28 protein-coding genes are annotated in these 23997 nt (G+C 71.4%); 10 read left to right on the plus strand and 18 right to left on the minus strand.

Going from position 1 to position 23997, the window contains the following annotated elements:
• Positions 1–288: 288 nt before the first annotated feature.
• Positions 289–1287: a CPBP family intramembrane glutamic endopeptidase gene (locus KME79_RS08535; RefSeq protein ID WP_219543987.1), complete on the minus strand. Its 999-nt coding sequence runs from the start codon at positions 1285–1287 to the stop codon at positions 289–291.
• A gap of 92 nt (positions 1288–1379) precedes the next feature.
• On the opposite strand from KME79_RS08535, the gene KME79_RS08540 reads away from it, so the two are divergent.
• Positions 1380–2087, plus strand: a complete 708-nt coding sequence (locus tag KME79_RS08540) for a hypothetical protein (RefSeq protein ID WP_219543988.1) — start codon at positions 1380–1382, stop codon at positions 2085–2087.
• Entirely contained in the window at positions 2084–2629 is a 546-nt protein-coding gene (locus tag KME79_RS08545; protein ID WP_148029262.1) for a DUF6529 family protein, read from the plus strand. The genes KME79_RS08540 and KME79_RS08545 overlap by 4 nt, the downstream gene beginning before the upstream one ends.
• Here the strand turns inward: KME79_RS08545 and KME79_RS08550 are convergent.
• Positions 2626–3567 carry an HpcH/HpaI aldolase/citrate lyase family protein gene (locus tag KME79_RS08550; protein ID WP_219543989.1) on the minus strand — a complete coding sequence of 314 codons (942 nt, stop codon included), beginning with the start codon at positions 3565–3567 and terminating at the stop codon, positions 2626–2628. The two genes, KME79_RS08545 and KME79_RS08550, sit on opposite strands and share 4 nt — an antisense overlap.
• Before the next feature lie 42 nt (positions 3568–3609).
• Between KME79_RS08550 and KME79_RS08555 the strand changes: the two genes are divergently transcribed.
• Positions 3610–4011: a hypothetical protein gene (locus KME79_RS08555; RefSeq protein WP_308248842.1), complete on the plus strand. Its 402-nt coding sequence runs from the start codon at positions 3610–3612 to the stop codon at positions 4009–4011.
• Here the strand turns inward: KME79_RS08555 and KME79_RS08560 are convergent.
• Positions 3939–4910: an EamA family transporter gene (locus KME79_RS08560; protein WP_148029260.1), complete on the minus strand. Its 972-nt coding sequence runs from the start codon at positions 4908–4910 to the stop codon at positions 3939–3941. The genes KME79_RS08555 and KME79_RS08560 overlap by 73 nt on opposite strands.
• A 96-nt stretch (positions 4911–5006) precedes the next feature.
• On the opposite strand from KME79_RS08560, the gene KME79_RS08565 reads away from it, so the two are divergent.
• The 3 genes from KME79_RS08565 to KME79_RS08575 all read left to right on the plus strand — a co-directional run bounded on the left by KME79_RS08565 (position 5007) and on the right by KME79_RS08575 (position 7998).
• The gene (locus KME79_RS08565; RefSeq protein ID WP_308248843.1) at positions 5007–6203 is read left to right on the plus strand and encodes a magnesium transporter MgtE N-terminal domain-containing protein; all 1197 of its coding nucleotides are present in this window, start codon (positions 5007–5009) and stop codon (positions 6201–6203) included.
• A gap of 1 nt (position 6204) precedes the next feature.
• Positions 6205–6672, plus strand: coding sequence for a DUF1003 domain-containing protein (locus KME79_RS08570; protein WP_148029259.1), 468 nt, complete (start codon positions 6205–6207; stop codon positions 6670–6672).
• A gap of 186 nt (positions 6673–6858) precedes the next feature.
• Positions 6859–7998 carry an Mrp/NBP35 family ATP-binding protein gene (locus KME79_RS08575; protein WP_148029258.1) on the plus strand — a complete coding sequence of 380 codons (1140 nt, stop codon included), beginning with the start codon at positions 6859–6861 and terminating at the stop codon, positions 7996–7998.
• Positions 7999–8016: 18 nt separating this feature from the next.
• Here KME79_RS08575 and KME79_RS08580 read toward each other — a convergent pair whose 3' ends face one another.
• The 4 genes from KME79_RS08580 to sigE all read right to left on the minus strand — a co-directional run bounded on the left by KME79_RS08580 (position 8017) and on the right by sigE (position 11653).
• Positions 8017–8370 (minus strand): sec-independent translocase, encoded by a 354-nt coding sequence (locus tag KME79_RS08580; RefSeq protein ID WP_148029257.1) that lies wholly within the window; start codon positions 8368–8370, stop codon positions 8017–8019.
• Between the two features lie 210 nt (positions 8371–8580).
• A complete protein-coding gene (locus tag KME79_RS08585) occupies positions 8581–10392 on the minus strand; it encodes a trypsin-like peptidase domain-containing protein (RefSeq protein ID WP_246639501.1) in 1812 nt (603 codons plus the stop codon).
• A 165-nt stretch (positions 10393–10557) separates the two neighbouring features.
• On the minus strand, positions 10558–11082 hold the full coding sequence (locus tag KME79_RS08590) for an anti-sigma factor family protein (protein WP_148029255.1): 525 nt from the start codon (positions 11080–11082) through the stop codon (positions 10558–10560).
• 1 nt (position 11083) lies between these two features.
• Positions 11084–11653 (minus strand): RNA polymerase sigma factor SigE, encoded by a 570-nt coding sequence (gene sigE / locus KME79_RS08595; RefSeq protein WP_372452411.1) that lies wholly within the window; start codon positions 11651–11653, stop codon positions 11084–11086.
• Between the two features lie 248 nt (positions 11654–11901).
• On the opposite strand from sigE, the gene KME79_RS08600 reads away from it, so the two are divergent.
• Positions 11902–12540, plus strand: a complete 639-nt coding sequence (locus KME79_RS08600) for an O-methyltransferase (RefSeq protein ID WP_148029253.1) — start codon at positions 11902–11904, stop codon at positions 12538–12540.
• A 6-nt stretch (positions 12541–12546) separates the two neighbouring features.
• On the opposite strand, the gene KME79_RS08605 is transcribed toward KME79_RS08600, so the two are convergent.
• Both KME79_RS08605 and KME79_RS08610 read right to left on the minus strand, forming a co-directional pair.
• Positions 12547–13956: a leucyl aminopeptidase gene (locus KME79_RS08605; RefSeq protein WP_148029252.1), complete on the minus strand. Its 1410-nt coding sequence runs from the start codon at positions 13954–13956 to the stop codon at positions 12547–12549.
• A gap of 76 nt (positions 13957–14032) precedes the next feature.
• Entirely contained in the window at positions 14033–14200 is a 168-nt protein-coding gene (locus tag KME79_RS08610; RefSeq protein ID WP_020545024.1) for a DUF3117 domain-containing protein, read from the minus strand.
• 188 nt (positions 14201–14388) lie between these two features.
• Between KME79_RS08610 and KME79_RS08615 the strand changes: the two genes are divergently transcribed.
• Positions 14389–15165, plus strand: a complete 777-nt coding sequence (locus KME79_RS08615) for a PaaX family transcriptional regulator (RefSeq protein ID WP_148029251.1) — start codon at positions 14389–14391, stop codon at positions 15163–15165.
• Positions 15162–15938, plus strand: a complete 777-nt coding sequence (locus KME79_RS08620) for an enoyl-CoA hydratase-related protein (RefSeq protein WP_148029250.1) — start codon at positions 15162–15164, stop codon at positions 15936–15938. The genes KME79_RS08615 and KME79_RS08620 overlap by 4 nt, the downstream gene beginning before the upstream one ends.
• Before the next feature lie 12 nt (positions 15939–15950).
• On the opposite strand, the gene KME79_RS08625 is transcribed toward KME79_RS08620, so the two are convergent.
• From KME79_RS08625 to KME79_RS08650, 6 genes are all read right to left on the minus strand, one after another.
• Positions 15951–16499, minus strand: coding sequence for a DNA-3-methyladenine glycosylase I (locus KME79_RS08625; protein ID WP_219543991.1), 549 nt, complete (start codon positions 16497–16499; stop codon positions 15951–15953).
• On the minus strand, positions 16496–17188 hold the full coding sequence (locus KME79_RS08630) for an ICP22 family protein (protein WP_219543992.1): 693 nt from the start codon (positions 17186–17188) through the stop codon (positions 16496–16498). The genes KME79_RS08625 and KME79_RS08630 overlap by 4 nt, the downstream gene beginning before the upstream one ends.
• 69 nt (positions 17189–17257) lie before the next feature.
• Positions 17258–17842, minus strand: a complete 585-nt coding sequence (locus KME79_RS08635; RefSeq protein ID WP_219543993.1) for an LOG family protein — start codon at positions 17840–17842, stop codon at positions 17258–17260.
• A gap of 11 nt (positions 17843–17853) precedes the next feature.
• The gene (locus tag KME79_RS08640; protein WP_219543994.1) at positions 17854–18651 is read right to left on the minus strand and encodes an LOG family protein; all 798 of its coding nucleotides are present in this window, start codon (positions 18649–18651) and stop codon (positions 17854–17856) included.
• 221 nt (positions 18652–18872) lie between these two features.
• Positions 18873–19940 carry a succinyl-diaminopimelate desuccinylase gene (gene dapE, locus KME79_RS08645; RefSeq protein ID WP_219543995.1) on the minus strand — a complete coding sequence of 356 codons (1068 nt, stop codon included), beginning with the start codon at positions 19938–19940 and terminating at the stop codon, positions 18873–18875.
• Positions 19940–20770 (minus strand): 2,3,4,5-tetrahydropyridine-2,6-dicarboxylate N-succinyltransferase, encoded by an 831-nt coding sequence (locus tag KME79_RS08650; protein WP_372452409.1) that lies wholly within the window; start codon positions 20768–20770, stop codon positions 19940–19942. Before KME79_RS08650 ends, dapE begins: the two co-directional genes overlap by 1 nt.
• Between KME79_RS08650 and KME79_RS08655 the strand changes: the two genes are divergently transcribed.
• Positions 20763–21671: a hypothetical protein gene (locus KME79_RS08655; protein ID WP_246639502.1), complete on the plus strand. Its 909-nt coding sequence runs from the start codon at positions 20763–20765 to the stop codon at positions 21669–21671. The two genes, KME79_RS08650 and KME79_RS08655, sit on opposite strands and share 8 nt — an antisense overlap.
• Here the strand turns inward: KME79_RS08655 and KME79_RS08660 are convergent, their stop codons facing one another.
• From KME79_RS08660 to fdxA, 3 genes are all read right to left on the minus strand, one after another.
• Positions 21672–22346 (minus strand): DUF4178 domain-containing protein, encoded by a 675-nt coding sequence (locus KME79_RS08660; protein WP_246639503.1) that lies wholly within the window; start codon positions 22344–22346, stop codon positions 21672–21674.
• A 113-nt stretch (positions 22347–22459) separates the two neighbouring features.
• On the minus strand, positions 22460–23530 hold the full coding sequence (dapC, locus tag KME79_RS08665) for a succinyldiaminopimelate transaminase (RefSeq protein ID WP_219543997.1): 1071 nt from the start codon (positions 23528–23530) through the stop codon (positions 22460–22462).
• Positions 23531–23648: 118 nt separating this feature from the next.
• Entirely contained in the window at positions 23649–23969 is a 321-nt protein-coding gene (fdxA, locus tag KME79_RS08670) for a ferredoxin (RefSeq protein WP_148029241.1), read from the minus strand.
• Positions 23970–23997: the final 28 nt, after the last annotated feature.

Raw genomic sequence — 23997 nt, forward strand, 5'->3', positions numbered from 1 at the left:
GGCTCGAAGGGTCGGGTTCGAGTCTGCTCGGCGGAACCGGCAGGAACAGGGGGACCGTTCCAAGGATGACTTATCCGAACATATGCGCTATATGGATTGAATTCGATCTTCGCGTCCCCTCCTCCGGCATCGCGCCACAGGATCGCTCGCACAACGACTACTCCTACCCCGCCGCCCGAAACGATCACCCCTCATCTCGTACGCCCGAGTCCACAAGAACCAGACCAGCACGCCGGAGCCGGAATGGCGAGACCTCTCTAGCGAGATTCCCGGCACCCGCCGGTTGATTTATCCAGAAGTAGTGCTGATTGACCGCTTTTTAGCGAAATAGAGCACCAGGAGGATGAACACTCCCAACTGCACGACCGTCCCCACGAGCGACTGCCACGGCACCGGCACCGACGCCTGATCCAGCGCCTGGTCCAGCTGCCCCGCCGCCGCGCTGATGCCGAACGCCACCGTGTTGTTCAGCACGTGCAGCGCGATGGCCGCCTCCAGACCGCCGGTCCACACCGTCAGGACCGCCATGGCCAGGCCGAAGGCGAACACGTCGAGCAGCCCTGCCCACTGGTATCCGTGCAACGACGCGAACAGCACCGAGCTGATCACGATCCCCCACCACGGGTTGCGCAGGTGAGCCCCGAACGCCTGCAGCAGCCACCCCCGGAACAGGTACTCCTCGGTGGCCGCCTGGAAAGGCACGAGCAGCACGATGACGACGAGCGCCGGCAGGAACCGCTCCCACCCGGTCCACCCGAAGATGCCCTCGGTCCGCTCCCCCGTGGCGACCAGCAGGACCACCTGCGCGATCTGGGCCAGCACCATCGACAGCACGGCCGCGCCCACGCAGATCAGCAGCCACGACCAGCGCACCCGCCCGGCCACGGACGAGAGCGTCCCCGGCCGCCGCCGCTGCACCAAGGCGGCCACGCCGAACACCACCGGCAGCACGGCCGCGATCGACAACAGCAGCAGGATCATCCCGTACACCGGATCGCCGGAGATCTGCTCGGGCCGCTCGGGCTGCGGGATGCCCAGGACGGCCCCGATGATCACCCCCGCCAGCAGCACGATCGCGCCGATGACGAAGAACGCGGCCGCGACCGCGAGGGTGCCCACGACCTGCCGCCACACCCGGCTGACCGGGGTCCTGGCGAGCTGGTCGTACCGCGCGTCATGCGGCACGGGCGCGTACCAGGACGGCCGTGGCGGCGGGTACGGGTAATAGCCCGCCGGCGGACCGCCGTAAGGGCCTGGTGAAGGCTCGGGATTATCCTGCATCTCCATATTCTGTCCATCCGGTGCGCAATAGTTCACAGACGGCGCGGCCTTTTCGGCGGATGCTCGGGACGTACGCATGTCGACCCTGGGAGCAAGCCATGTCAAGGCTGGGACCTATCGTCACCCTGGCGGCGGGCGCGGTGCTCGCCGCGGGGCTGGGTGTCGCCAGCATCACCGCGGCGCCGGCGGCGGAGCAGGCCGTCGCCACCGCCGATGAGGCGACGCGATCACCGGAAACCGGCGAGGAGACGGCCGCGGCCGAGCCCTCGCCCAGTGAGACGCCGACGTTCGAGGAGCCGGAGCCGCTCGTCCCGGAGAAGGCCGACTACGCGGGCCGGGTGAAGGACAACGGCGGCCTCATCGCGATCTCGATCCGCGACGGCAAGGCCGTCGGATACTTCTGCGACGGCAAAACCGAGGCCTGGTTCAAGGGGAACGCGACCAGCGGCCGGCTGACCCTGAAGGGCTCGGGGAAGGCCACGGTCAAGGCCGAGCTCGGCGACGGCGGGGCCGAGGGGCAGGTCGCCGTCGGCGGCAGGAAGTGGAGCTTCGTCGCCGGCACCGCCAAGAAGCCCTCAGGCCTGTACCGGGCCAGCGCCGTCGTCAGGGGCGCCCAGGTCCGCGCGGGCTGGATCGTGGTGAGGAACCCGTCGGGCGGCTACACGCAGGTCGGCGCCGCCTCCCAGGACGGCGAGCCGGTGGACATCCCGCGGCTCGACGGCGACGACCCCACCAGCCCCGTCTCCGTCAACGGGGCCACCGTCACCCCCGAGGACGTCGACGGCTTCATCGAGGAGATGTCATGACCGCCCTCCACCACCGCCCTGCCCGGGGCGCCGTCTCGCTGCTGGTGCCGCTGCTGGCCGGCGGCGTCCTCATGGTCGCGCTCGGCGTGTACGGGCGCGTGCACGCCCCCACCGGCTTCGCCGTCGGCGTCGCGGGCTTCTCGGCCGCGCTGCCGATGAAGGTCTGGCTGACCACGGCCTCGGCGGCGCTGGCCGTGGTGCAGGTCGTCTCGGCCCTGTCGATGTGGGGCAAGCTCGGGGTGGACATCCCCGCCGGGGTCCACCGGTGGTCGGGCAGGCTGGCGTTCCTGCTCACGATCCCGGTGGCCTTCCACTGCCTGTACGCGCTCGGCCTGCAGTACGACGTGCCGAGGGTGATGGTCCACTCGCTGCTCGGCTGCTTCTTCTACGGGGTGTTCACCACGAAGATGCTGGCCCTGCGCAAGGAGGACGCCCCCGGCTGGACCCTGCCGGTGATCGGCGGGCTGGTGTTCGCCGCGCTCGTCGGTCTCTGGCTGACCTCGTCGTTCTGGTTCTTCACCGCGGTCGGGCTGAAGGTCTAACCCTCCGGGCTGAAGCGCGTGGTGCGCTTCAGCCCGGCGGCCCGCCCCTTGGCCGCGACGACGAGCGCCATCTTCCTGGACGCCTCGTCGATCATCTCGTCGCCGAGCATGGCCGCGCCGCGCTTCTCGACCGTCGTGTAGTGCTCGTACGCGTCGAGGATGAGCTCCGCGCGGTCGTAGTCGTCCTGCGGCGGCGAGAACACCTCGTTGGCCGCGTCGACCTGCAGCGGGTGGAGCACCCACTTGCCGTCGTAGCCGAGCGCGGCCGAGCGGCGGGCGGCCCTGCGGAACCCGTCGACGTCCTTGATCTGCAGGTAGGGGCCGTCGATGACCTGGAGGTCATGCGTACGGGCGGCCATGAGCAGGCGCATGAGGATGTAGTGGTAGGCGTCGCCCTCCTCGTAGCCGGGCGGCTGCTCGCCCACCACGAGGGTGCGCATGTTGATCGAGGCCATGAAGTCGGCCGGCCCGAAGACCAGCGTCTCCAGCCGCCCGGACGAGCCCGCGATGGCGTCGGCGTTCACCAGCCCGCGCGCGTTCTCGATCTGCGCCTCGATGCCGATCCGGCCGGGTTCGTAACCCATGGCCTTCTCGATCTGCGTGAGCAGGGTGTCGAGCCACACGACCTCGGTCGGGTCCTGCACCTTGGGCAGGATCAGGCAGTCGAGCCGGTCGCCGGCGCCCTCGACGACCTCGATCACGTCCTTGTACGCCCACTGCGTCGCCAGGTCGTTGACCCGCACCGCGACGGTCTTGCCGTCCCAGCCGCCCTCGCACAGCGCGGCCACCACGTTGCGCCGCGCCTCCTCCTTGGCCAGCGGCGCGACCGCGTCCTCCAGGTCCAGGAACACCTCGTCGACGGGCAGGCCGCGGGCCTTCTCCACGAACCGGGGGTTGCTACCGGGCACGGCCAGGACGGATCTACGCGAACGCAACATGAGCCACACCGTAACGGCACCCGGGCCGGTTACATTCAAGCTGTGACCGACAACACCCTGGCAATCGAGGAGGGCGCCAAGAAGTCCGGCATCCTCTGGCTCGATCTCGACCGGCCGCGACTGGCCTGGCACGCGTGGCACGACGGCGCGATCTATCTGGTGACCGGCGGCGAGGAGCAGGAGCTGCCGGGGCTGACCAGCCGTGAGCGCGTACGGGTCACGCTGCGCAGCAAGGACAACGGGGCCCGGCTGGTGGAGTTCGACGCCGCCGTGGCGGTCGTCGAGCAGGCGGCGGCGCCCGAGGTGGTGGCCGTGCTGGCCAAGGAGCGGCTCAACGCCCGCGACAGCGAGGGCCTGCCCGGGCGCTGGGCTCAGGAGTCGACGGTGCTGCGGCTCACGCCCGCGTCCACGGGCGCGACCGGCTCGGCGAGCGCGGGCGCCTGACGGCTGACGGTCGCGGTCTGCGCGAGGAGCGCGCCCGTCAGCACGATGGCCCCGCCGAGGATCTGATACGCGCCGAGCGCCTGGCCGAGCAGCAGCCAGGCCACGACCGCGCCGGCGATGACCTCCAGCGAGGCGACGGTCGCGCCCACGGCCGCCGAGAGCCTGCGCACCGCGTTCACCCCGAGGATGTAGGCGACGACGGTGGCGGCCAGCACCATCCACAGGTACGCGCCGAGCACCGGGAGCGTGGCGCCGCCGGCCGGCGCGACGGTCAGGGTGAAGGCGTCCCAGGGGATGTTCCAGGGCTGGGAGATGGGGGCGAGCACGACGGCGGCGCCGGTCATGCCCCAGGCGATCAGGCCGAGCGGGTCGACGTCGTCCCCGAAGCTATCGCTCATCAGGAAATATCCGGCGCAGCACGCCCCGGCCATCAGCGCCAGCACCAGCCCGATCGCGTCCAGCCGGATGCCCTCCCAGGCCTCGACCACGATGGCCAGCCCGGCCACGGCCATGACCGCGCCGATGTAGGCGGCCCTGGCCAGCCGGATCTTGCGCACGATCCGCACCCACGCCACCACCATCACCGGCGCCATGAACTCCAGCAGCAGGGCGATCCCCACGGGCAGCCGGGTGATGGCCGCGAAGTACAGTGACTGCACACCGGCGACGGCGACGATCGCGTACACCGCGAAGAACGGGAGCCGCGAGCGGGCGATCCGCAGCGCGGACGGCTTCACCACGGCCAGCACGGCGAGCAGCAGCAGCCCGGCGCCGGCCATCCGCACCCAGACCGCCTCCAGCGGCGCCAGGCCGGCCTCGTTGAGATACTTGGCCATGGGCCCGGAGAAGGCGAAGCAGAGCGAGGACGCGAACGCCATCGCGAGTCCCGCGTAGCGCACGCGAACCCCCGTGAGAAGTAATCACTGTTTAGCGGGTTTGATACTGACACGCCGGGGGTCCGCGGCGCAATGCCATAGCACTGTTAGCCTGCTGACGTGCAGATCTTTGTCGCCCGCCTGGCAGGCACGCCGGTCTTCGACCCGGCGGGCGACCAGATCGGGCGCATCAGAGACGTGGTGGTCGGGCTGCGCGGCACGCGCCCGCCCCGGGTGCACGGCATGGTGGTCGAGGTCCGCCCGCGCCGCCGGGTGTTCCTGCCCATCACCCGCGTACGGGGCATCCAGGCGGGCGCGGTGATCTTCACCGGCAGGCTCAACGTCCGCCGGTTCGAGCAGCGGCCCACCGAGACCCTGGTGATCGGCGAGATGCTCGACCTGACCGTGCGGGTCGACGGCGAGCCGATGACCGTCTACGACGTGGCCGTCGCCGAGGTCAAGCGGTCCGAGTGGCAGGTGACCCGGATCGCGGTCCACCGGGGCAGGCGGCGTGACGCGCGGGTGGTCGACTGGAGCGAGGTGTCGGGCTTCGACATCCTCCAGAAGGACCAGGGCGCCGCCGGGCTGATCGCCTCGTTCGAGTCGCTGCGCGCCGCCGACCTGGCCAGCGCGCTGCACGAGCTGTCCGGCAAGCGGCGCGAGGAGGTGGCCCGCGCGCTCGACGACAACCGGCTGGCCGACGTGCTGGAGGAGCTGCCGCCCGGCGACCAGGTCGGCATCCTGCGCACGCTCGAACCGGAGCGGGCCGCCGACGTGCTGGAGGAGATGGGCCCCGACGACGCCGCCGACCTGCTCCACGACCTGCCCCCGGAGCAGGCGGCCGCGCTGCTGGCGCTGATGGAGCCGGAGGAGGCCGCCCCGGTGCGGCGGCTGCTCACCTACCCGCACGACACCGCCGGCGGCCTGATGACCACCGATCCGGTCATCCTGCCGCCGACCAGCACGGTCGCCGAGGCGCTCGCGCACGTCCGGCAGAAGGAGCTGACTCCCTCGGTGGCGGCCCAGGTGTTCATCACCCGGCCGCCCAACGAGACCCCGACCGGCCGCTACCTCGGCATGAGCCACTTCCAGCGGCTGCTCCGCGACCCGCCCTCCACTCTCCTCGGCAGCGTCATCGACCCGTCGATCGACCCGATCAAACCGGACTTGCCGCTCCACGACGTGGCCGCCTATCTGGCGGTCTACAACCTCGTCGCGGCCCCGGTCGTCGACGAGCACACCCGGCTCGTCGGCGCGGTGACCGTCGACGACGTCCTCGACCATCTGCTGCCCGAAGACTGGCGCGAGAGGCTCTGACGTGACCACCGAACGCCTGGACCAGCCCCGCGAACTGCGCCGCTCGCTGCGCCCGCACTACGACCCCGAGGTGTTCGGGCGGCTGGCGGAGCGCATCGCCCGCTTCCTCGGCACCGCGCGCTTCCTGGTCTACATGACCGTGTTCGTGGCGGTCTGGGTGAGCTGGAACGTCGCCGCCCCGGCCCGGTTCCAGTTCGACCCGTACCCGTTCATCTTCCTCACGCTCATGCTGTCGCTGCAGGCCTCGTACGCGGCCCCGCTGATCCTGCTCGCGCAGAACCGGCAGGACGACCGCGACCGCGTCCAGTACGAGCAGGACCGGGAGACGGGCGAGCGCAACCGCGCCGACGTCGAGTACCTCACCCGCGAGATCGCCGGGCTGCGGCTGGCGCTCGGCGAGGTGACGACCCGCGACTACCTGCGCTCCGAACTGCAGCGGCTGGGCGAGGAGCTCAAGGAGCGGCGCTGACGCCGTGGGAGCCAGGGAGTAACCTTGGAGGGCTGCCCGGAAAACCGACGGATCCGACTGGATTAACGGGACCGGCTTCCAGGTTCATACCATGGAGGGGCATCCTCAACTGGCGTCCAGCGCCTGTCACACATATACCGGCAAAGGAGGGACGGCACCCCCTCATCCGGGCGTGCCGAGACTTCGATGGCACCAACCCAGGACCAGGTGACGGCCGCCCTCGCCACCGTCATCGACCCCGAGATCCGCCGCCCGATCACCGACCTCGGCATGGTCAAGGGCGTCGACATCGCCGCAGACGGCAAGGTGCGCGTCGGCGTCTACCTCACGGTCGCCGGCTGCCCGATGAAGGACACCATCCGGCGCGACGTCACCGCCGCGGTCGCCAAGGTCGACGGCGTCAGCGCCGTCGAGCTCGAACTCGACGTGATGAGCCAGGAGCAGCGCAAGGAGCTGCAGACCAAGCTCCGCGGCGACCGGGGTCCCGAGAAGGAGATCCCGTTCAACAAGCCCGGCTCGCTGACCCGCGTCTTCGCGGTGGCCAGCGGCAAGGGCGGCGTCGGCAAGTCGTCCGTGACGGTCAACCTCGCCGCCGCCATGGCCGCGAGCGGGATGAAGGTCGGCATCGTCGACGCCGACATCTACGGCCACAGCGTCCCCCGCATGCTGGGCGCGGCCGAACGGCCCACCAAGGTCGAAGACATGATCATGCCGCCGATGGCCCATGACATCAAGGTCATCTCGGTCGGCATGTTCAAGCCCGAGGGCAACACCCCCGTCGTGTGGCGCGGGCCGATGCTCGACCGGGCGCTCCACCAGTTCCTCGCCGACGTCTACTGGGGCGACCTGGACGTCCTGCTGCTCGACCTGCCGCCCGGCACCGGCGACATCGCGATCTCGGTGGCCCAGCGGCTGCCCGGGGCCGAGATCCTGGTCGTCACCACCCCGCAGATGGCCGCCGCCGAGGTGGCCGAGCGGGCCGGCTCCATCGCGGCGCAGACCCATCAGCAGATCGCCGGCGTCATCGAGAACATGGCCTGGCTGCCCTGCCCCCACTGTGACGAGCGCATCGCCGTCTTCGGCGAGGGCGGCGGTCAGACGGTCGCCGACGCGCTGACCCGCATCCTCGGCGCGCGCGTGCCGCTGCTCGGCCAGGTCCCGATCGACCTGCGGCTGCGCGAGGGCGGCGACGAAGGCAAGCCGCTGGTGCTCACCGACCCCGACTCCCCCGCCGCGACGCAGCTCCGCTCGATCGCGGCCACGCTCGGCAAGCGCTCGTCGAGCCTCAAGGGCATGCAGCTCGGGCTCTCGCCCAACCGGGGCTGACCCCGCGACGGGCGTGGGTCAGGTCGCCTCGTTGTCGTACGGGGGGATCTCGCCCACGCCCAGCTCGCCGCCCACCGGGACGGTGTCGGCGGGCTCCAGCTCGGCCGCGGCCGGCTTCTTCCAGTCGTCCTCGTCGTCCTCCAGCAGATGCTTGCGGACGAAGTTGCGCGGGTTGAGGTCGGCCGGGTCGAAATTGGAGAACTCGGGCCCCAGGCCGGCCCGCAGGTCGTCACGCGCGTTGTTGGCCATGCGGCGCAGGTTGCGCAGGGTCTTCCCGGCCTGGGAAGCCGCCTGGGGCAGCTTATCCGGGCCGAAGACCAGCAGCGCGATAATGATCAGCGCGCCGACTTCCAGCCAGCCAAGTCCGAACACCGTCAGCTCCAAGCAGTCAACCGCCCCGGGGACAACCCCGGCTATCCCACAGACTAAGGGCTCTAACGGGTAGCTCGGTCTCCTCCTCGCGGACGAATCCCGCCTCCGAAGAGGCTCCAGGACCTTCCCCGGCTTTTCAGCCGAGCGGGCCGGAGGCACGCGTCACGGCGCCTCACCCGAGGGGGTTCCCTTCGGCGGGAGCGCGCGAGATCAGGACGGAGTGGGCGTGGGAGCGTCGGCGCTGACCACGAGGGTGGCCGTGCGTTCCTCGTTGTCGCGCTCGTACTTGATGTTGATCTTCGCGCCCGGCGCCTTGCTGCGGATCAGCGCGATGAGCTCGTTGCCGTCCTGGAGGCGCAGGCCGTCGACCTCAAGGATGATGTCGCCGGGCTTGAGCCCGGCCTTCTCCGCCGGGCCGCCCTCGTCGATCGGCGGGCGGCCGTTCTGGATGCCGGAGGCGATGCGTACGCCCTCGCCGCGGTATTCGGTGTCGAGCACGATGCCGATCTTGGGACGCTTGGCCTTGCCGGTGGTGATGAGCTCCTCGGCGACGCGGCGCGTCTGGTTGACCGGGATGGCGAAGCCGAGGCCGATGCTGCCGCTCTGGCTCGTCATGGACCGGCTGAGGGTGGCGATCGCCGAGTTGACGCCGACGACCTCGCCGCGGCCGTTGACGAGCGGGCCGCCCGAGTTGCCGGGGTTGATGGCGGCGTCGGTCTGGATGGCGCTGATGTACGCCGTCTCCTCGCCGCCCCCGCCGCTCTCGTCGCCGGCGATGACCGGCCGGTTGAGCGAGCTGACGATGCCGGTGGTGACGGTGCCGGTCAGGCCCAGCGGCGAGCCGATCGCGATGACCGGGTCGCCCACGACCACCTGGTCGGAGTTGCCGAGCGTGATCTCGGGAGTGCCGAACGTCTCCTCGGGCTTGAGCACCGCGAGGTCGGAGCCGGGGTCGCGGCCGACGATGCGGGCCGTCGTGGTCTTGCGGTTGTTGAACATGATCTTGATGTCGCCGCCGCCGGCGGCCAGGGCGACCACGTGGTTGTTCGTCACCACGTACCCGTTCTTGATCAGGAACCCGGAGCCGGAGGCGCCCTCGGTGTTGCTGCCGTTGCCGACCTCCAGCGAGACCACGCTGGGCAGCACCCGCGCGGCCACGCCGGCGACGGAGGTGGGGGCGCGGTCGACGTTGCCGGTGGGGATGGGGCCGAGGCTGTAGGAGGGGTCGGTGCTGCCGCTCGGGCGGGTCAGCAGGTAGGTGCCGACGCTGCCGAGCCCGGACGCGACCAGGGCGACGACCAGGGCCAGCACGAGCAGCATCGGGGTGCTGGGGCCGCGGCGGGGTGCCGCGACCCTGGTGGCGCCGGGCGGCGGCGCCCAGTTGGCGCCCATGGGCAGGGCGTTCGGCGGCGGCGGCGGGCCGCTCCCGCCGAACGGGCCCTCGCCGCTGGGGTTGGTGAAGGAGCCGGGGCGCTTCTCGCCGCTGCCGAAGAACGGCCACTCGCCGGTCGCGTACGCGTTCTCGCCGGCCGGGCCACCGAAGCGCGGTCCTTCACCACCGGGGTGCCCGAAAGAGGGACGCTCACCACTCGGATGCCCGAAGGGCGGGCCTTCGCCTGAGTCGCCGAAACGGGGTGACTCGCCGTAGGGCGAGCCTTCGCCACCGGGATGGCCGAAGGACGGACGCTCGCCGCCCGGATGGCCGAAGGGCGGGCCTTCGCCGCCGGGGTGGCCGAAAGAGGGGCGTTCGCCGCTCGGGTTGCCGAAGGACGAGCTCTCGCCGCTGGGGTGGCCGAAGGCGGGGGGCGGGCCGGGGGGCTCGTACGCGCGGGTGTCGCCCGGGCGGGCCGGCTCGTCGTAGGGGCGGGAGGTGCCGAAGACGGAGGTCTCGCCGGCGTCGTCACCGCCGGGGGTGGGCGGCCGCCCGTCCTGCCGGTCTCCGGCGGGGAGGAACTCCGGCCGGCCCTGTGGCTCAGGGTGTCCCGACGGCGTGCGTCCTTCGGGGCGCGTCTCGTCGGTCATCTAATCCACCACTCCTTGCTCACGACACCGCAACCATGGTCTGTACGGCATACGGGTGCTGTAAAGCAATTGTCAGCCCGATTCTCCTGACATATCCCGATCTCAGATCGTATGCCCCTCACGCCATGGACTACGCCATCACGAGTATCCCAGCCGGGATCGGTCTCAAGGAGTGGCGGTGGACGGCGCGCCCGTGGGCGTCGGCTGCACGCGCTTGACGAGCTCGACCGGCGGGGTCTGGGTGTTCTGCCCGACGCCGGAGACGGCGAAGAACGTGCCGAGCGCCACGGCCGCCGACACGACGCTGACGGCGACGTACGTGCCGCGCCTAGTCGCGCGGCCAGGGCCCGAGGAGGCGCCACCAGTGCCGTTCCTTCGGGGCCGGTTGTCCAAAGGGGCGATGCTGTGCGGCCCCGGGATGGGCACCCCTCCGAACGTACGCGTAGGGAAAGGCCGCTCCCTGGGCGGCAGCGGACCGCCGGGCTCGGCCATGCGCAGCAGCGACATGGTGAGGTCCGCGGGCAGCGCGGGGGTCTCCAGCGAGCGCAGGCGGGACTTGAGCGCCCGCACCGACTCCACTTCTCTCCTGCAGTCGGCGCAGAACGTCAGGTGGGCCAGCGCGCGCTCTCGCTCGGCGTGATTGAGTTCGCCGTCGACGAGCGCGGATATGCGTTCTTCAAGGTGAGCCATGTCAGACTTCCTCCCCACGGGTTACGGTCGGGGGGAGTTGGGAATTACGGGGTGCCCGATGTTCGAGCGCCTCGCGCAACTGTGCCCGGCCACGGTGAATCCGGCTTCTGACCGTTCCCAGCTTGACGCCGAGCGTGGCCGCGATCTCTTCGTAGGACAATCCCTCGATGTCACACAGCACGATCGCCGCCCGGAACTCGGGTGCGAGCGCGTCGAGAGCGGCCTGGATGTCAGGCTCCAGGTGAGCGTCGTGCAGGGCCTGCGCCGGCGACGGCTCCCGGCCGCGAAGCCGCTCGGCCGCGTCGTCGGCCAGTCCCTCGAACCTGATGCGCTGCTTGCGCCGCGCCATGTCGAGGAACAGGTTGGTCGTGATCCGGTGCAGCCAGCCCTCGAACGTGCCGGGGGTGTAACTGGACAAAGATCGGAAGACCCGGACGAAGACCTCCTGGGTGAGATCCTCCGCGTCGTGGACGTTGCCGGTGAGACGGTACGCCAGCCGGTAGACACGCGCGGAGTGGGTCCGCACCACTTCCTCCCAGGTGGGAGGGGTCCATTCCGGTTCGGGGACCATGCCGGGGACATCGGACAACGGAGTATCGGCCTGGTGGTCACTTTCGTCCACCAGCACTCCTCTCTCTGGGACCACCGCTACCGTCATAGTGCCTGGTTTTGTCCCTTCGTGCGCACTCACTGCCATCCGGACCGGCAAAGCCCGTTTAAACCTGCAACGCCTCGAGGCCCTCCTGAGTTCCCGTCCCGGCACTACTCCCCTAGGCTGCGATCGGTGACCAATCGCACGAAAGTGGGGGGAGGAGGCCGATGACCAGTCCGTTGGAGGCCACTCTGGCCTATGCGGAGCAGTTCCATCACGAGGATGAGATCCTGCACGCGGCGCGGCAGCGCGGGCTGGAGATGGGTGCCCCGCCCATCCTTCCCGGCGGCGGCGCGGCGCTCTGCTTCCTCGCCACCGCGATCAACGCCAAGTCGGTGGTCGAGGTCGGCACCGGCTGCGGCGTCTCGGGGCTGTGGCTGCTGCGGGGCATGCGCGCCGACGGCACACTCACGAGCGTCGACGTCGAGCCCGAGCACCAGCGGCTCGCCCGGCAGGCGTTCGCGGAGGCGGGCTTCTCGGGCGGCCGGGTGCGGCTGATCACCGGACGGGCGCTCGACGTGCTGCCGCGGCTCTCCGACGGCGGCTACGACCTGGTCTTCGCCGACGCGGCCAAGCAGGAGTACGCCGACTATCTCTCCGAGGCGGTCCGCCTGCTCCGCGTCGGCGGCATCGTGGCCTTCGACAACGTGCTCTGGCACCACCGGGTGGCCGACCCCGCCCAGCGCGACCCCGACACCGTGTCGCTGCGCGAGCTGGGCAAGCTCGTGCAGGCCGACGACCGGCTGCGGTCGCTGCTCATACCGCTCGGCGACGGTCTGCTGGCCGCGGTCAAGGTCTCCGGCTGAGGCGCGTCACAGCCCGGACAGCCACTCCAGCAGCACGCGCACGCCGAACCCGGTGGCGCCCTTGGTCAGGAGCCCTTCGTCGACCGTGCTCCGCCCCACCCCGGCGATGTCGAGGTGGGCCCACGGCCGGTCGCCGGCGAACTCGCGCAGGAACAGCGCGGCCGTGATCGAACCGGCGCCGTAACGGGAGCCGATCTCGACGTTGGCCAGATCGGCCACCGGCGACTCCAGCGCCCCGGCGTAGTCGTCGATCAGCGGCAGCCGCCACAGCCGGTCGCCGCTGGCCTCCCCGGCCTCCAGCAGCCGCTTGGCCAGCTCGTCGTCGGAGGCGTAGAGGCCGCCGCGGTGGCGGCCGAGCGCGACGGTGACGGCGCCGGTGAGCGTGGCGACGTCGACGACCACGTCGGGGTCGAGCCGGGCGTCGGCGTAGGCGAGCGCGTCGGCCAGCACCAGGCGCCCCTCGGCGTCGGTGTTGAGCACCTCGACGGTGCGCCCGCCGTACGGCCTGATCACGTCGCCGGGGCGCTGGGCCGTGCCGGACGGCATGTTCTCGGCGGCGGCCACCAGGCCCGTCACCCGGATCGGGAGGCCGAGCCGGGCCAGCGCGCCCATCACGGCGATCACCACGGCGCCGCCGGCCATGTCGGTCTTCTGCGTCTTCATGTTCTCGGTGGGCTTGAGCGACAGCCCGCCCGAGTCGAAGGTGATGCCCTTGCCGACCAGCACCACGTGGCGCTCGGCGGGCTCGTCGGGAGTGTAGGAGAGCTGGATGAGCCGCGGCGGCCGGGCCGAGCCGCGGCCGACGGCCAGGAGGCCGCCGAAGCCCTCGGCCTGGAGCTGCTCCTCGTCCCAGACGCGGATCGGGACGCCCTGCTCGGCGGCCCGCTCGGCCAGCCACGACGGGCCCTTGACCGACGACGGCATGTTGGCCAGGTCGCGGGCCAGCGCGACGGCCCGCGCCACGCTCTCGCCCCTGCGGACCTGCTCCTCGTCGGCGCCGACGAAGGTGATCGCGCCCACCGGCCGCTTCCCCGCCGAACCGATCTTGAACGAATAGGCGGCCAGCAGCGCGGCCTCGGCGAAGGCCCGCGGGTCGCCCTCGGGCGTGACCACGGCCAGCGACTCCTTGCCGCGGGCGCGGCGGGTCAGCGTGGCCGCGGCCTTGCGCAGGGCCCGCGGAGAGCCGTCGCCCACCCCGTAGAGCAGGACGCGGCCGACGCCGTCGCCCCTGGCCACCGGGACCTCGACGACCTCGCCCGCTTCTCCCTCGGCCTCGTAGTGCGCGAGCAGCCCGGCGACCGGCACGTGCAGGTCGAGCCGGAGCGCCGGGGCGAGCGCGGAGTCGTAAGGGACGGCCAGCAGCGGGGCGTCGTCGGGAACCTGGGCGACCACCGAGGCAGCGGTCTCGATCGGCACGTTCTCTCCTCATACGTCGGCGACCCTGGCACGCGGGTGCACGCCAGGGCCGTGGGGTGAAGATCGGTCGGAAGCTCTAGCCGACGACGTTCTTCAATGCTTCGCCGAGAGCCTTGGCCTCGTCCGCGGAGATCTCCACGACGAGCCGTCCGCCCCCCTCCAGGGGGACCCGCATGACAATGCCGCGCCCTTCCTTGGTGACCTCGAGCGGACCATCGCCGGTCCGCGGCTTCATCGCCGCCATGCGTGCATCCCTTCCTGCCTTGGGCTCCCGCGGCCCGCGATCTCCGACCTCCGACCTCCCGAAACGGGTGGTCGGCGTATTCACGTCTTCTGTGATGTCCTATTCTCCCGCATCGAGAGCCCTCATGGGTAACGATCTCCTCCCAGAATGCGTTGTCGAGCGGGGCGAAGCCATCCAAACTGGACTTCGTGCACGCACGCGCCGCCCTGTTCGACCTGTATGGAGACCACCTGCGCTCTCGCGGTGGGCAGGCGTCCGTGGCCGCTCTCGTCCGATTGATGAAACCCCTGGAAATCGCCGCGCCGGCCGTGCGTACAGCCGTTTCCCGCATGGTCAGGCAGGGCTGGCTGCGGCCGGTCCGGCTGCCGCGCGGGCCCGGCTACGGTCTCACCCCGAAGTGCGTCAGACGGCTGGATGAGGCGGCGCTGAGAATTTACCGAGCCGGAACCTTGAGCTGGAACAGCCGCTGGCACCTGATCGTGTTCCCGCCCGTCAAGGAACGGCCGCGCCGCGAGCGGATCAGGATCACGCTGGCCTTCCTCGGCTACGCGGCGCTTTCCGAGAGCACCTGGATCGGCCCGCGTTCCTCCGCCGAGCTGGACCACCTGCTGGAGAGCGAGGGAGTGCGGGCCGATAGGTTCGAGGCGGCACTGGAGGGAGACCCGCGCGAGCTGGTGGCGCGGGCCTGGGATCTGGACGCCATCGGCGAGGCCTACGAGCAGTGGCACGCCGAGGCCGACACACTGATCACCGCCCTGCCCGCCCAGGCCAGGCCCGACCTAGTCTTCGCGACAAGGAGCAAGCTCGTGCACGGATGGCGGAACTTCCTCTTCCGTGACCCCGGCCTGCCGCCCGAGCTGTTGCCCGCGGGCTGGCCGGGTGAGAAGGCCAGGGCGTTCTTCGAGCAGGAGGCAGCCCGGCTGCTGCCCGCAGCCGCCGCGTTCGTCGACAGGGAGTTGCATTGATCCGTTATGACGTGGCCGACGCCGTCGCCACCATCACGCTCGACCGGCCCGACGCGATGAACTCGCTGACGGCGGAGGTCAAGACCGCCTTGCTGGACGCGCTGCGGCGGGCGGCGGCCGACCCCGGCGTGCGCGCCGTCCTGCTCACCGGCTCGGGCCGGGCCTTCTGCGCGGGGCAGGACCTGCGCGAGCACGCCGCCAACCTGGAGGCCGGCCGCGGCCTGGACAACACGGTGCGCGAGCACTACAACCCGATCATCGAGCTGATCACCACGATGGACCAGCCGGTCGTCGCGGCGGTCAACGGGGTGGCCGCGGGCGCGGGCGCCGCCCTCGCCTTCGCCTGCGACCTGCGGATCGCCTCGGAGAAGGCCAAGTTCGCGCTGGCGTTCGCGGGCATCGGGCTGGCGCCCGACTCGGGCGCCTCGTGGACGCTGCAGCGCCTGGTCGGCCTGGGCCGGGCGACGGAGCTGATGCTGCTCGGCGAGCCCGTCACCGCCGCCCGCGCGCTGGAGCTGGGCATGGTCACCCGCGTGGTGCCCGCCGACGACGTGCTCAAGACCGCGCACGAGCTGGCCGTACGGCTCGCGCAGGGGCCGACGAAGGCCTACGGCGCCACCAAGCGGGCGCTGGCCCACGCCGCCGCGCGTCCGCTGCCCGAGGCGCTGGCGCTGGAGGCCGACCTGCAGGACGCGTGCGCGGCCACCGACGACCACCTGCGGGCCACGGCGTCGTTCCTGGCCAAGGAGCAGCCGGTCTTCCACGGCCGCTGACGGCGCGCGGGCTCAGGCCCGCGCCACGCAGCCCTTGATGTGATCGTTGACCAGCCCGATCGCCTGCATCAGCGCGTACGAGGTGGTCGGGCCGACGAACCTGAACCCGTGGCTCTTCAGCTCCTTGGCCAGCGCCTTGGACGCGGGGGTCACGGCGGGCACGTCGGCCATGGTCGCGGGCACCGGCGCGGACGGGTCGGCATATTTCCAGATCAGGTCGGACAGACCGCCCGGCACCTCCATCGCCGCCCTGGCGTTGGCGACCGTGGCCTCGATCTTGGCCCGGTTGCGCACGATGCCCACGTCGGCGAGCAGCCGCCGCACGTCGTCCTCGGTGTACGCGGCCACCTTGGTGATGGCGAAGCCGTCGAAGGCGGCGCGGAAGTTCTCCCGCTTGCGCAGGATCGTCAGCCAGGACAGGCCCGACTGGAACGCCTCCAGCGTCACCCGCTCGAAGACCCGGTCGTCGCCCCGCACCGGGCGGCCCCACTCCTCGTCGTGGTAGGCGAGGTAGAGCGGGTCGGCCATGCCCGCCCACGAGCAGCGGATCACCTCGCTCACGCCCGCCCGTCCCCCTCCTTGCCGTCCTCGTCGCGCGCTTTGTCGTCGCCGTCTTTGTCGCCGGAGACCCGCACCAACTCGTCCCGCTCCGCCGGACCCTGCTCGGCCTCGGACGGTTCAGACCCGTCCCGCTCCGCGGAACTCTCCCCGGTCTCAAGGTCTTCGGGCTCGTCGTGTTCGGATGATGCGGCGAGGTCCTGGCCGTCGGGACCCACCCAGGAGACCGGCTCGTGCTCGACGCCGGCCGGCGCCTCCAGCGCGGACGGGGGCACGTGGCCGTTGGACGGCGGGCCGCTCTCGGCGGTCAGCGCGAGGGGCGAGGCGGGCGGCTCGTGCTCGGTGCGCGGCCCGTTGCCCGGCGCGGCGTAGACCTCCTGGCGGGCGTACAGCCTGCTCGACAGCAGCTCCGACACCCGCTGCTCCAGGATCGCGATCCTGGTGTCACGCGCGCTGATGGCGTTGGCCATCCGGCGCAGGGACTCGTCGACGCTCTGCGTGTGGTAACCGATCAGGTTGACCGGCAACTGCAACGCCAGGACGTCGACCGCCGCGAGATTGCCCGCCTCGGGAAGGTTGAGCGGCGGCACGTCCGGCGGGAACTCGGTCAGCTCACCGCCCTTGCCCAGGGACACCAGAACCACGCCGGCCAGGATGGCGAGCGCGGCGATGGCGAGGATGACCAGCAGCACATTGGCATCGTACTCATACCACCGGGGCACGAGTCCCGCACTTGCCCCACCCGGTGCGCAGCCGGGCGCTCAGTCGACGGCCTCGCTGAGCTCCTCCACGCTCGGCCGGACGGGCTGCGCGCGGGCTTCGAGATGGGCCAGCGCCTCGTCGACCGTGGTGGTCCAGGAGATGGCGTCGAAGACGCCGGCGCGGGTGAACCCGGCGTCGTACATGCCGCTGACCAGGTCCCTGAGCGGCCGGTAGAGCCCCCAGGGATCGAGGATCACCAGGGGACGGTCGTGGATGCCGAGCACCCTGGCCGTCCAGATCTCGAACAGCTCCTCCAGCGTGCCGATGCCGCCGGGCAGCACCAAAAAGGCGTCGGACCTGGCGTCCATCTGGCCCTTGCGCTCGCGCATGTCGGCCGTGACGATCAGCTCGTCGGAATCCTCGTCGGCGATCTCGATCTCGACGAGGACCTGGGGGATGACGCCGATCGTGCGGCCGCCGGCGGCGCGGGCCGCCCTGGTGACCTCGCCCATGCAGGAGACGGTCGCGCCGCCGCTCACCAGGGTGTGGCCGCGCCGGGCCAGCTCACCCCCCACCTCGGCCGCCAGGCGGAGGTACTTGTCGTCGATGTGCCGGCTTGAGGCGCAGAAGACGCAGATGTTCACGGAGAGCCAGCCTATTGCGGCTCGGCCACCTGCGCCCTGACGGACTCCTCCTCGTCCTCCCGCCGGCGCGACCGGTTCAGCTCGGAGTCGGTGATGATCCGCACCGCCTCGTCGACGTCGTCGGTGACCGTGATCAGGTCGAGGTCGTGGGGGGCGATCTTGCCGGTGCCGCACAGCTGGCTCTTGACCCAGTCGAGCAGCCCGCCCCAGAACTCCGAGCCCATCAGCACCACGGGGAAGCTGGTGACCTTGTGGGTCTGGACCAGGGTGAGCGCCTCGAACAGCTCGTCGAGCGTGCCGAACCCGCCGGGCAGCGCGATGAACCCGCACGAGTACTTCACGAACATGGTCTTGCGTACGAAGAAGTAGCGGAACTCGATGCCGAGGTCCACGTAGTCGTTCAAACGCTGCTCGAACGGCAGCTCGATGCCGAGCCCGACCGACACGCCGCCGTCGACCTCGGTGGCGCCCTGGTTGGCCGCCTCCATGACGCCGGGCCCGCCCCCGGTGATCACCGCGAAACCGGCCTGCGCCAGCGCCCTGCCGAGCTCCCGGCCCACCTTGTACTCCGTCGAGTCGGCGGGGGTCCTGGCCGAGCCGAACACGGTGACCGCGCGGGGGAGCTCGGCCAGCTGGCCGAAGCCCTCGACGAACTCCGCCTGGATCCGCAGCACGCGCCACGGGTCCTGGTGCACCCAGTCGGCGGGCCCCTGACGGGCCAGCAGCCTCTGGTCATGGGTCGACTCGGGCACCAGGTTGCCGCGCACCACCGCCTGGCCTTGCCGCCGTTCGCGGCGATTCGCTCTCATACGGACCACGCTATCCCTCAACAGTTCGCTGGATGTCCGGTATCTGCCTACCCTGCGGGGACATGGCCGGGATGCCGCCAGGAAGGCCTCCGGAAGAATCTTGAAAAACTTCCCGGGAAACCTGGAACCAGATTTCGCGACCCCTGCGTCTAACCGGCGAGGGTGCTGCTCGGGACTGAAAGTGGCTCTCCCCGTCAAATGGCCGGCGAGGAGAGCCACTTTCACTGTTTCCGGCCCCCGGTGAGCCAGGCGCGCATCGCCCGCTCGCTCTCCACGATCTTCTCCAGCGTCACGTACTCGCCCTGCTGGTGTGCCAGATTGGGGTCGCCGGGGCCGTAGTTGACGGCCGGGACGCCCAGGTCGGAGAAGCGCGCCACGTCGGTCCAGCCCAGCTTGGCCCGCGGCGTGCCGCCGACGGCGGCGGTGAAGGCGGCGGCCACCGGGTGGGTCAGGCCAGGCCGCGCCCCGGGCGCCGCGTCCACGAACGCGACCTCGTACCCGTCGAACACCTCGCGCACGTGCGCCTGCGCCCGCTCGACCGTCAGGTCGGGGGCGAAGCGGTAGTTGACGGTGACCACGCACTCGTCGGGGATGACGTTGCCGGCCACGCCGCCGCGCACGCCGACCGCGTTCAGCCCTTCGTGGTACTCCAGCCCGTCGACCACCGGCCGCCGCGCCTCGTAGGCGTTCAGCCTGGCGAGCACCGGCTCGATGCCGTGGACGGCGTTGACCCCGAACCACGACCTGGCGCTGTGGGCGCGCTTGCCGGTGACCCGGATCTCGGCGCGCAGCGTGCCCTGGCAGCCGCCCTCGATGACGCCGTCGGTCGGCTCCATCAGCACGGCGAAGTCGGCCGCCAGCCAGCCGGGGTGCTCGCGGGCGACCCGGGTCAGCCCGTTGCGCGCGGCCTCGATCTCCTCGCAGTCGTAGAAGACGTACGTGACGTCGCGGACCGGGTCGGGCACCGTGGCCGCCAGCTTCAGCGCGACGGCCACCCCGGCCTTCATGTCGGAGGTGCCGCAGCCGTAGAGCAGGCCGTCCTCGACCCGGCTGGGCAGGTTGCCGGCGACGGGCACCGTGTCGAGGTGACCGGCGATCACCACCCGCTCGGCCCGGCCCAGCGTGGTGCGGGCCACGACGGTGTTGCCCGACCTGTCGGCCTTCAGGTGCGGCAACCCGGTCAGCGCCCGCTCGACCAGCCCGGCGAGGTGCTCCTCCGCGCCGCTCACGGACTCGATGTCGACGACGGCCGCCGTCAGCGTGCGGACGTCCTGCGTCAGGTCAAGCATCAGGTGTTCACTCCGTGTTCGCGCAGCACCTCGTTGAGCGCTGCCTTGTCGTGGCGCCGCCCCGGCTCCAGGCGCTTGAGCACCAGGACGCAGGGCAGCCCGAACGTCCCGCCGGGGTACTCCTTCTGGCGGGTGCCGCCCACCGCCACGCACCAGTCGGGGACGCGGCCGCGGGCCAGCTCCTCGCCGGTCTGGACGTCGACGACGGGCATGGACGCCGACAGGATCGTGCCGGCGCCGACGACGGCGCCGCGGCCCACCCGGGCGCCCTCCACGATCATCGCCCGGCTGCCGATCAGCGCGCCGTCCTCCACCACCACCGGCGCCGCGTTCGGCGGCTCCAGCACGCCGCCGATGCCGACCCCGCCGGACAGGTGGACGTCGGCGCCGATCTGGGCGCACGAGCCGACCGTGGCCCAGGTGTCGACCATGGTGCCCGGCCCGACGTAGGCGCCGGTGTTGACGAACGACGGCATCAGCACCACGCCCGGCGCCAGGTAGGCGCCCCAGCGGACGATCGCACCCGGCACCACCCTGACCCCGTCGAAGGAGGTCTTCAGCGGCACCCTGTCGTGGTGGTGGAAGTCGCCCACCTGCGACCTGGCCATGCCGAGCACCTTGAACGCCAGCAGGATCGCCCGCCTGGCCCGCTCGTCCACGACCACCTCGTCACCCGACGGCCACGCCACCCGCGCCTGCCCCCGGTCGAGCAGGTCCACGGCGGCCACCACCGCGGCGCGAGCCTCCGCGTCGGCGGGTGACAGCTCGGCGCGCCGCGCCCACAACCGGTCGATCGCCGGTGACAGGGTGCTCACTTCGGTCATGGCCACGGAGCCTATCCCGCCGGGTAGGTTCTACAGCGTGCACCTGCGCTTCTCACGGGGAGTCATCACCATCGCGGCGATCGTGCTGATCCTCGCGGTGGGCATCTCGTTCGGCGTCTACCAGTTGCTCAAGCGGGCGCCCAAGCCCCTGGCCGTCCCCGAGGCCCACTGCGTCGTGCGCACCCCCGGCGGCGATCGGGAGATGGACATCGAGCAGGCCCAGATCGCGGCCACCATCGCGGCCGTGGCCGCCCGGCGCAAGCTGCCGGAGCGGGCCGTGGTGATCGCGTACGCGACGGCGCTGCAGGAGTCCAAGCTCTACAACCTCGACTACGGCGACCGCGACTCGGTCGGCGTGTTCCAGCAGCGCGAGTCGCAGGGATGGGGCACCAAGAAGCAGATCATGGACCCTGTCTACGCGACCGAACGCTTCTTCGCCGCCCTGGTCAAGGTCAAGGGCTACCGCAAGATGCCGGTCGCGGAGGCGGCCCAGGAGGTGCAGCGCTCGGCGGCCGGCTACGCCTACGGCCCCCACCAGGAGGAGGCGGAGATCCTCGCGGCGGCGTTCACCGGGCGCGTCCCGCGCGCCGTCCACTGCTGGTATCCGCCGGAGACGGGCCAGGCCGGCGATGCGCAGGCGAGCGGCGGCAAGGCGGGCGCCGAGCAGGCCGCCGCGCCCCGGCCCAAGACGGCCCAGGCCCGCCGCCAGCTCAAGCGGGCGCTCGGCAGCACCACCGTCACCGGCAGCAAGCGCGGCTGGCTGATCGCCGCCTGGTCTGTGGCCCACGCGCAGAAGTACGGGCTGAGCCGGGTGGAGTACGCCGGCGCCCGCTGGTCCAACGACACGCGGGTGGAAGGCTGGGTCGACGGCAGCGCGTCCGGCAGCCGGAAGGTCGAGCTGGCCTGACTAGGAGGAGGCGCGGCTGATGATGCCGATCGAGCCGGGCGGCAGCGGCTGCGCGTACGCTGCCGTCCACGCCTGGCCCTGCACCCGCTCGAACGACAGCAGCCGCCCGTCGGTAGACCGGTAGTCGGCGAAGTCGAGCAGCCCCCGGTCGGGCTTGCTCGTGCTGCCCTCCGACCGGAACGCGGCGGTGCCCCGCTCCAGCGGGTGGAACTCGACGTCATCCATGATCAGGCTGCTCCGCGCCGGGACCATGCCCTGGGTGGGCACGTCGGTCCAGAGCAGCACCTCCAGGTGCGGCGGCTGGTCGGGGGTCTGGCCCTTGCGCATCTCGACCGTCAGCCACTGGACGCGGCGGGCGCCGTCGCGCAGGCGGTACTCGACCCACTGCTGGCCCTGCCACGACACGTACAGGGCGCCGAGCACGCGCACCGGCGACCCGAGAACCTCGATCTTGTCGCCGACCCTGAGCGTGCGCGGGTCGGTGTAGTCGATGCCGGCATGCCCGGCCGCCGCGACCGGCGCGGGTAGCGGGGGCTCGGCGGGAGCGACCTCGACCGGCTGCTCGACCGCCGTGCGGTCCTTCCTGTCCTGGCGCAGGGTGGCCAGGAACGCCCCAAGCAGGAGGAGGACGGTGGCGATGCTCAGCCCGAGAACGACCATGGAGGTCATGCTCATCGTACGGCTCGCTCCACTCGCGGTTCGCCTCGGCGAACGCCCGGTATCTACTTGTGTTGCTGTTTATCCGGCTCGCCCCTTCCGACGGCGGGAGGGGCGTTTGAGGGGCGATCCTACTGGAGGCGGCGCACTGCCGCATCGATGCGTTCGTCAGTGGCCGTGAGCGCGACCCGGATGTGCCGCCCACCTGCCGGTCCGTAGAACTCACCGGGCGCGACCAGAATGCCGGTTTCGGAAAGCTTGCCGACCTGATCCCAGCAGTTCCGGCCGTCGGACGCCCACAGGTAGAGCCCGGCCTCGGAGTGGTCGACGCGCCAGCCGGCCCGTTCCAGCGCCGGACGCAGCAGGGCGCGGCGCGCGGCGTAGCGCTCGCGCTGCTCGTCGGCGTGGCGGTCGTCGCCCAGCGCGGCGGTCATCGCCGCCTGCGCGGGCTCGGGCATCAGCATGCCGGCGTGCTTGCGGATCTCCAGCAGGCGCTTGATCAGCGCGGGGTCGCCGGTGACGAAACCGGTGCGGTATCCGGCCATGTTGGACCGCTTCGACAGCGAGTGGACGGCGAGCAGGCCCTCGTGGGACCCCTCGCACACGTCCGGGTGCAGGATCGACACCGGACGCTCCTCCCAGCCGAGCTCGATGTAGCACTCGTCGGAGGCGACGATCGCGCCGCGCTCGCGCGCCCAGGCCACCACCTTGCGGAGGTGCTCCACGGGGAGCACCTTGCCGGTCGGGTTGCCCGGCGAGTTGACCCAGACGAGGTCGGCCTGCTGCGGGCCGAGCGCGAGCAGCCCGTCGGCGGCCGTGCCCGCGGCCCCCGCCAGCCTGGCCCCCACGTCGTAGGTGGGATAGGCCAGCTCGGGGAAGACCACCCGCTTGGCGCCGAGATAGGTCGGCAGCCAGGCGACGAACTCCTTGGAGCCGATCACCGGCAGCACGTCGCGCTGGTCGACCCGTACGCCGTGCCTGCGCGCCAGCCAGCCCGCCGCCGCCTGCCGCAGCGCCTGGGTCCCGTGGGTGAAGGGGTAGCCGGGGCTGTCGGCCGCCCGGGACAGCGCTTCCTGGACGAGCCCCGGCACCGGGTCCACGGGAGTGCCGACCGAGAGGTCGACGATGCCGCCGGGGTGCGCGCGGGCGCGCTCCTTGTACGGCTCCAGCCGGTCCCAGGGGAAGTCAGGCAGCTTGTTCACGGTTCTCCAGGCTCATACGTACGGGCTGGGACCGCGCACCCGCACGGCGGGCACGCGGCGCGTGCGGCAACGGCCTGCCGCCCCGCCGTGTGAGCGGCCCGCGCGCGGGCCGCTCCGGTTACTCGCTCTGCGGCGGGAGCGCCGCCACGACCGGGTGGTCCTTCTCGATCTTGCCGACCTTGGACGCGCCACCGGGCGATCCGAGGTCCTCGAAGAAGTCCACGTTGGCCTTGTAGAAGTCCTTCCACTGCTCGGGAAGGTCGTCCTCGTAGAAAATCGCCTCGACCGGGCACACAGGCTCGCACGCTCCGCAGTCGACGCACTCGTCGGGGTGGATGTAAAGCATGCGCTCGCCCTCGTAGATGCAATCGACGGGGCACTCCTCGATGCACGCCTTGTCCAGGACGTCCACGCAAGGCTGCGCGATGACGTAGGTCACCTCGAGCTCCTTCTTCTCCGCACCATGG

Source organism: Nonomuraea harbinensis (assembly GCF_019396385.1).
In the GTDB taxonomy this organism is placed as follows: domain Bacteria; phylum Actinomycetota; class Actinomycetes; order Streptosporangiales; family Streptosporangiaceae; genus Nonomuraea; species Nonomuraea ferruginea.

Bases quoted from the DNA above. Each gene is read 5' to 3' on its own strand.
- KME79_RS08535 (WP_219543987.1), bottom strand. From the start codon at position 1,287: ATGGAGATGCAGGATAATCCCGAGCCTTCACCAGGCCCTTACGGCGGT.
- KME79_RS08540 (WP_219543988.1), top strand. From the start codon at position 1,380: ATGTCAAGGCTGGGACCTATCGTCACCCTGGCGGCGGGCGCGGTGCTC.
- KME79_RS08545 (WP_148029262.1), top strand. From the start codon at position 2,084: ATGACCGCCCTCCACCACCGCCCTGCCCGGGGCGCCGTCTCGCTGCTG.
- KME79_RS08550 (WP_219543989.1), bottom strand. From the start codon at position 3,567: ATGTTGCGTTCGCGTAGATCCGTCCTGGCCGTGCCCGGTAGCAACCCC.
- KME79_RS08575 (WP_148029258.1), top strand. From the start codon at position 6,859: ATGGCACCAACCCAGGACCAGGTGACGGCCGCCCTCGCCACCGTCATC.
- KME79_RS08585 (WP_246639501.1), bottom strand. From the start codon at position 10,392: ATGACCGACGAGACGCGCCCCGAAGGACGCACGCCGTCGGGACACCCT.
- KME79_RS08590 (WP_148029255.1), bottom strand. From the start codon at position 11,082: ATGGCTCACCTTGAAGAACGCATATCCGCGCTCGTCGACGGCGAACTC.
- sigE (WP_372452411.1), bottom strand. From the start codon at position 11,653: ATGGTCCCCGAACCGGAATGGACCCCTCCCACCTGGGAGGAAGTGGTG.
- KME79_RS08600 (WP_148029253.1), top strand. From the start codon at position 11,902: ATGACCAGTCCGTTGGAGGCCACTCTGGCCTATGCGGAGCAGTTCCAT.
- KME79_RS08610 (WP_020545024.1), bottom strand. From the start codon at position 14,200: ATGGCGGCGATGAAGCCGCGGACCGGCGATGGTCCGCTCGAGGTCACC.
- KME79_RS08640 (WP_219543994.1), bottom strand. From the start codon at position 18,651: ATGAGAGCGAATCGCCGCGAACGGCGGCAAGGCCAGGCGGTGGTGCGC.
- dapE (WP_219543995.1), bottom strand. From the start codon at position 19,940: ATGCTTGACCTGACGCAGGACGTCCGCACGCTGACGGCGGCCGTCGTC.
- KME79_RS08655 (WP_246639502.1), top strand. From the start codon at position 20,763: ATGGCCACGGAGCCTATCCCGCCGGGTAGGTTCTACAGCGTGCACCTG.
- KME79_RS08660 (WP_246639503.1), bottom strand. From the start codon at position 22,346: ATGAGCATGACCTCCATGGTCGTTCTCGGGCTGAGCATCGCCACCGTC.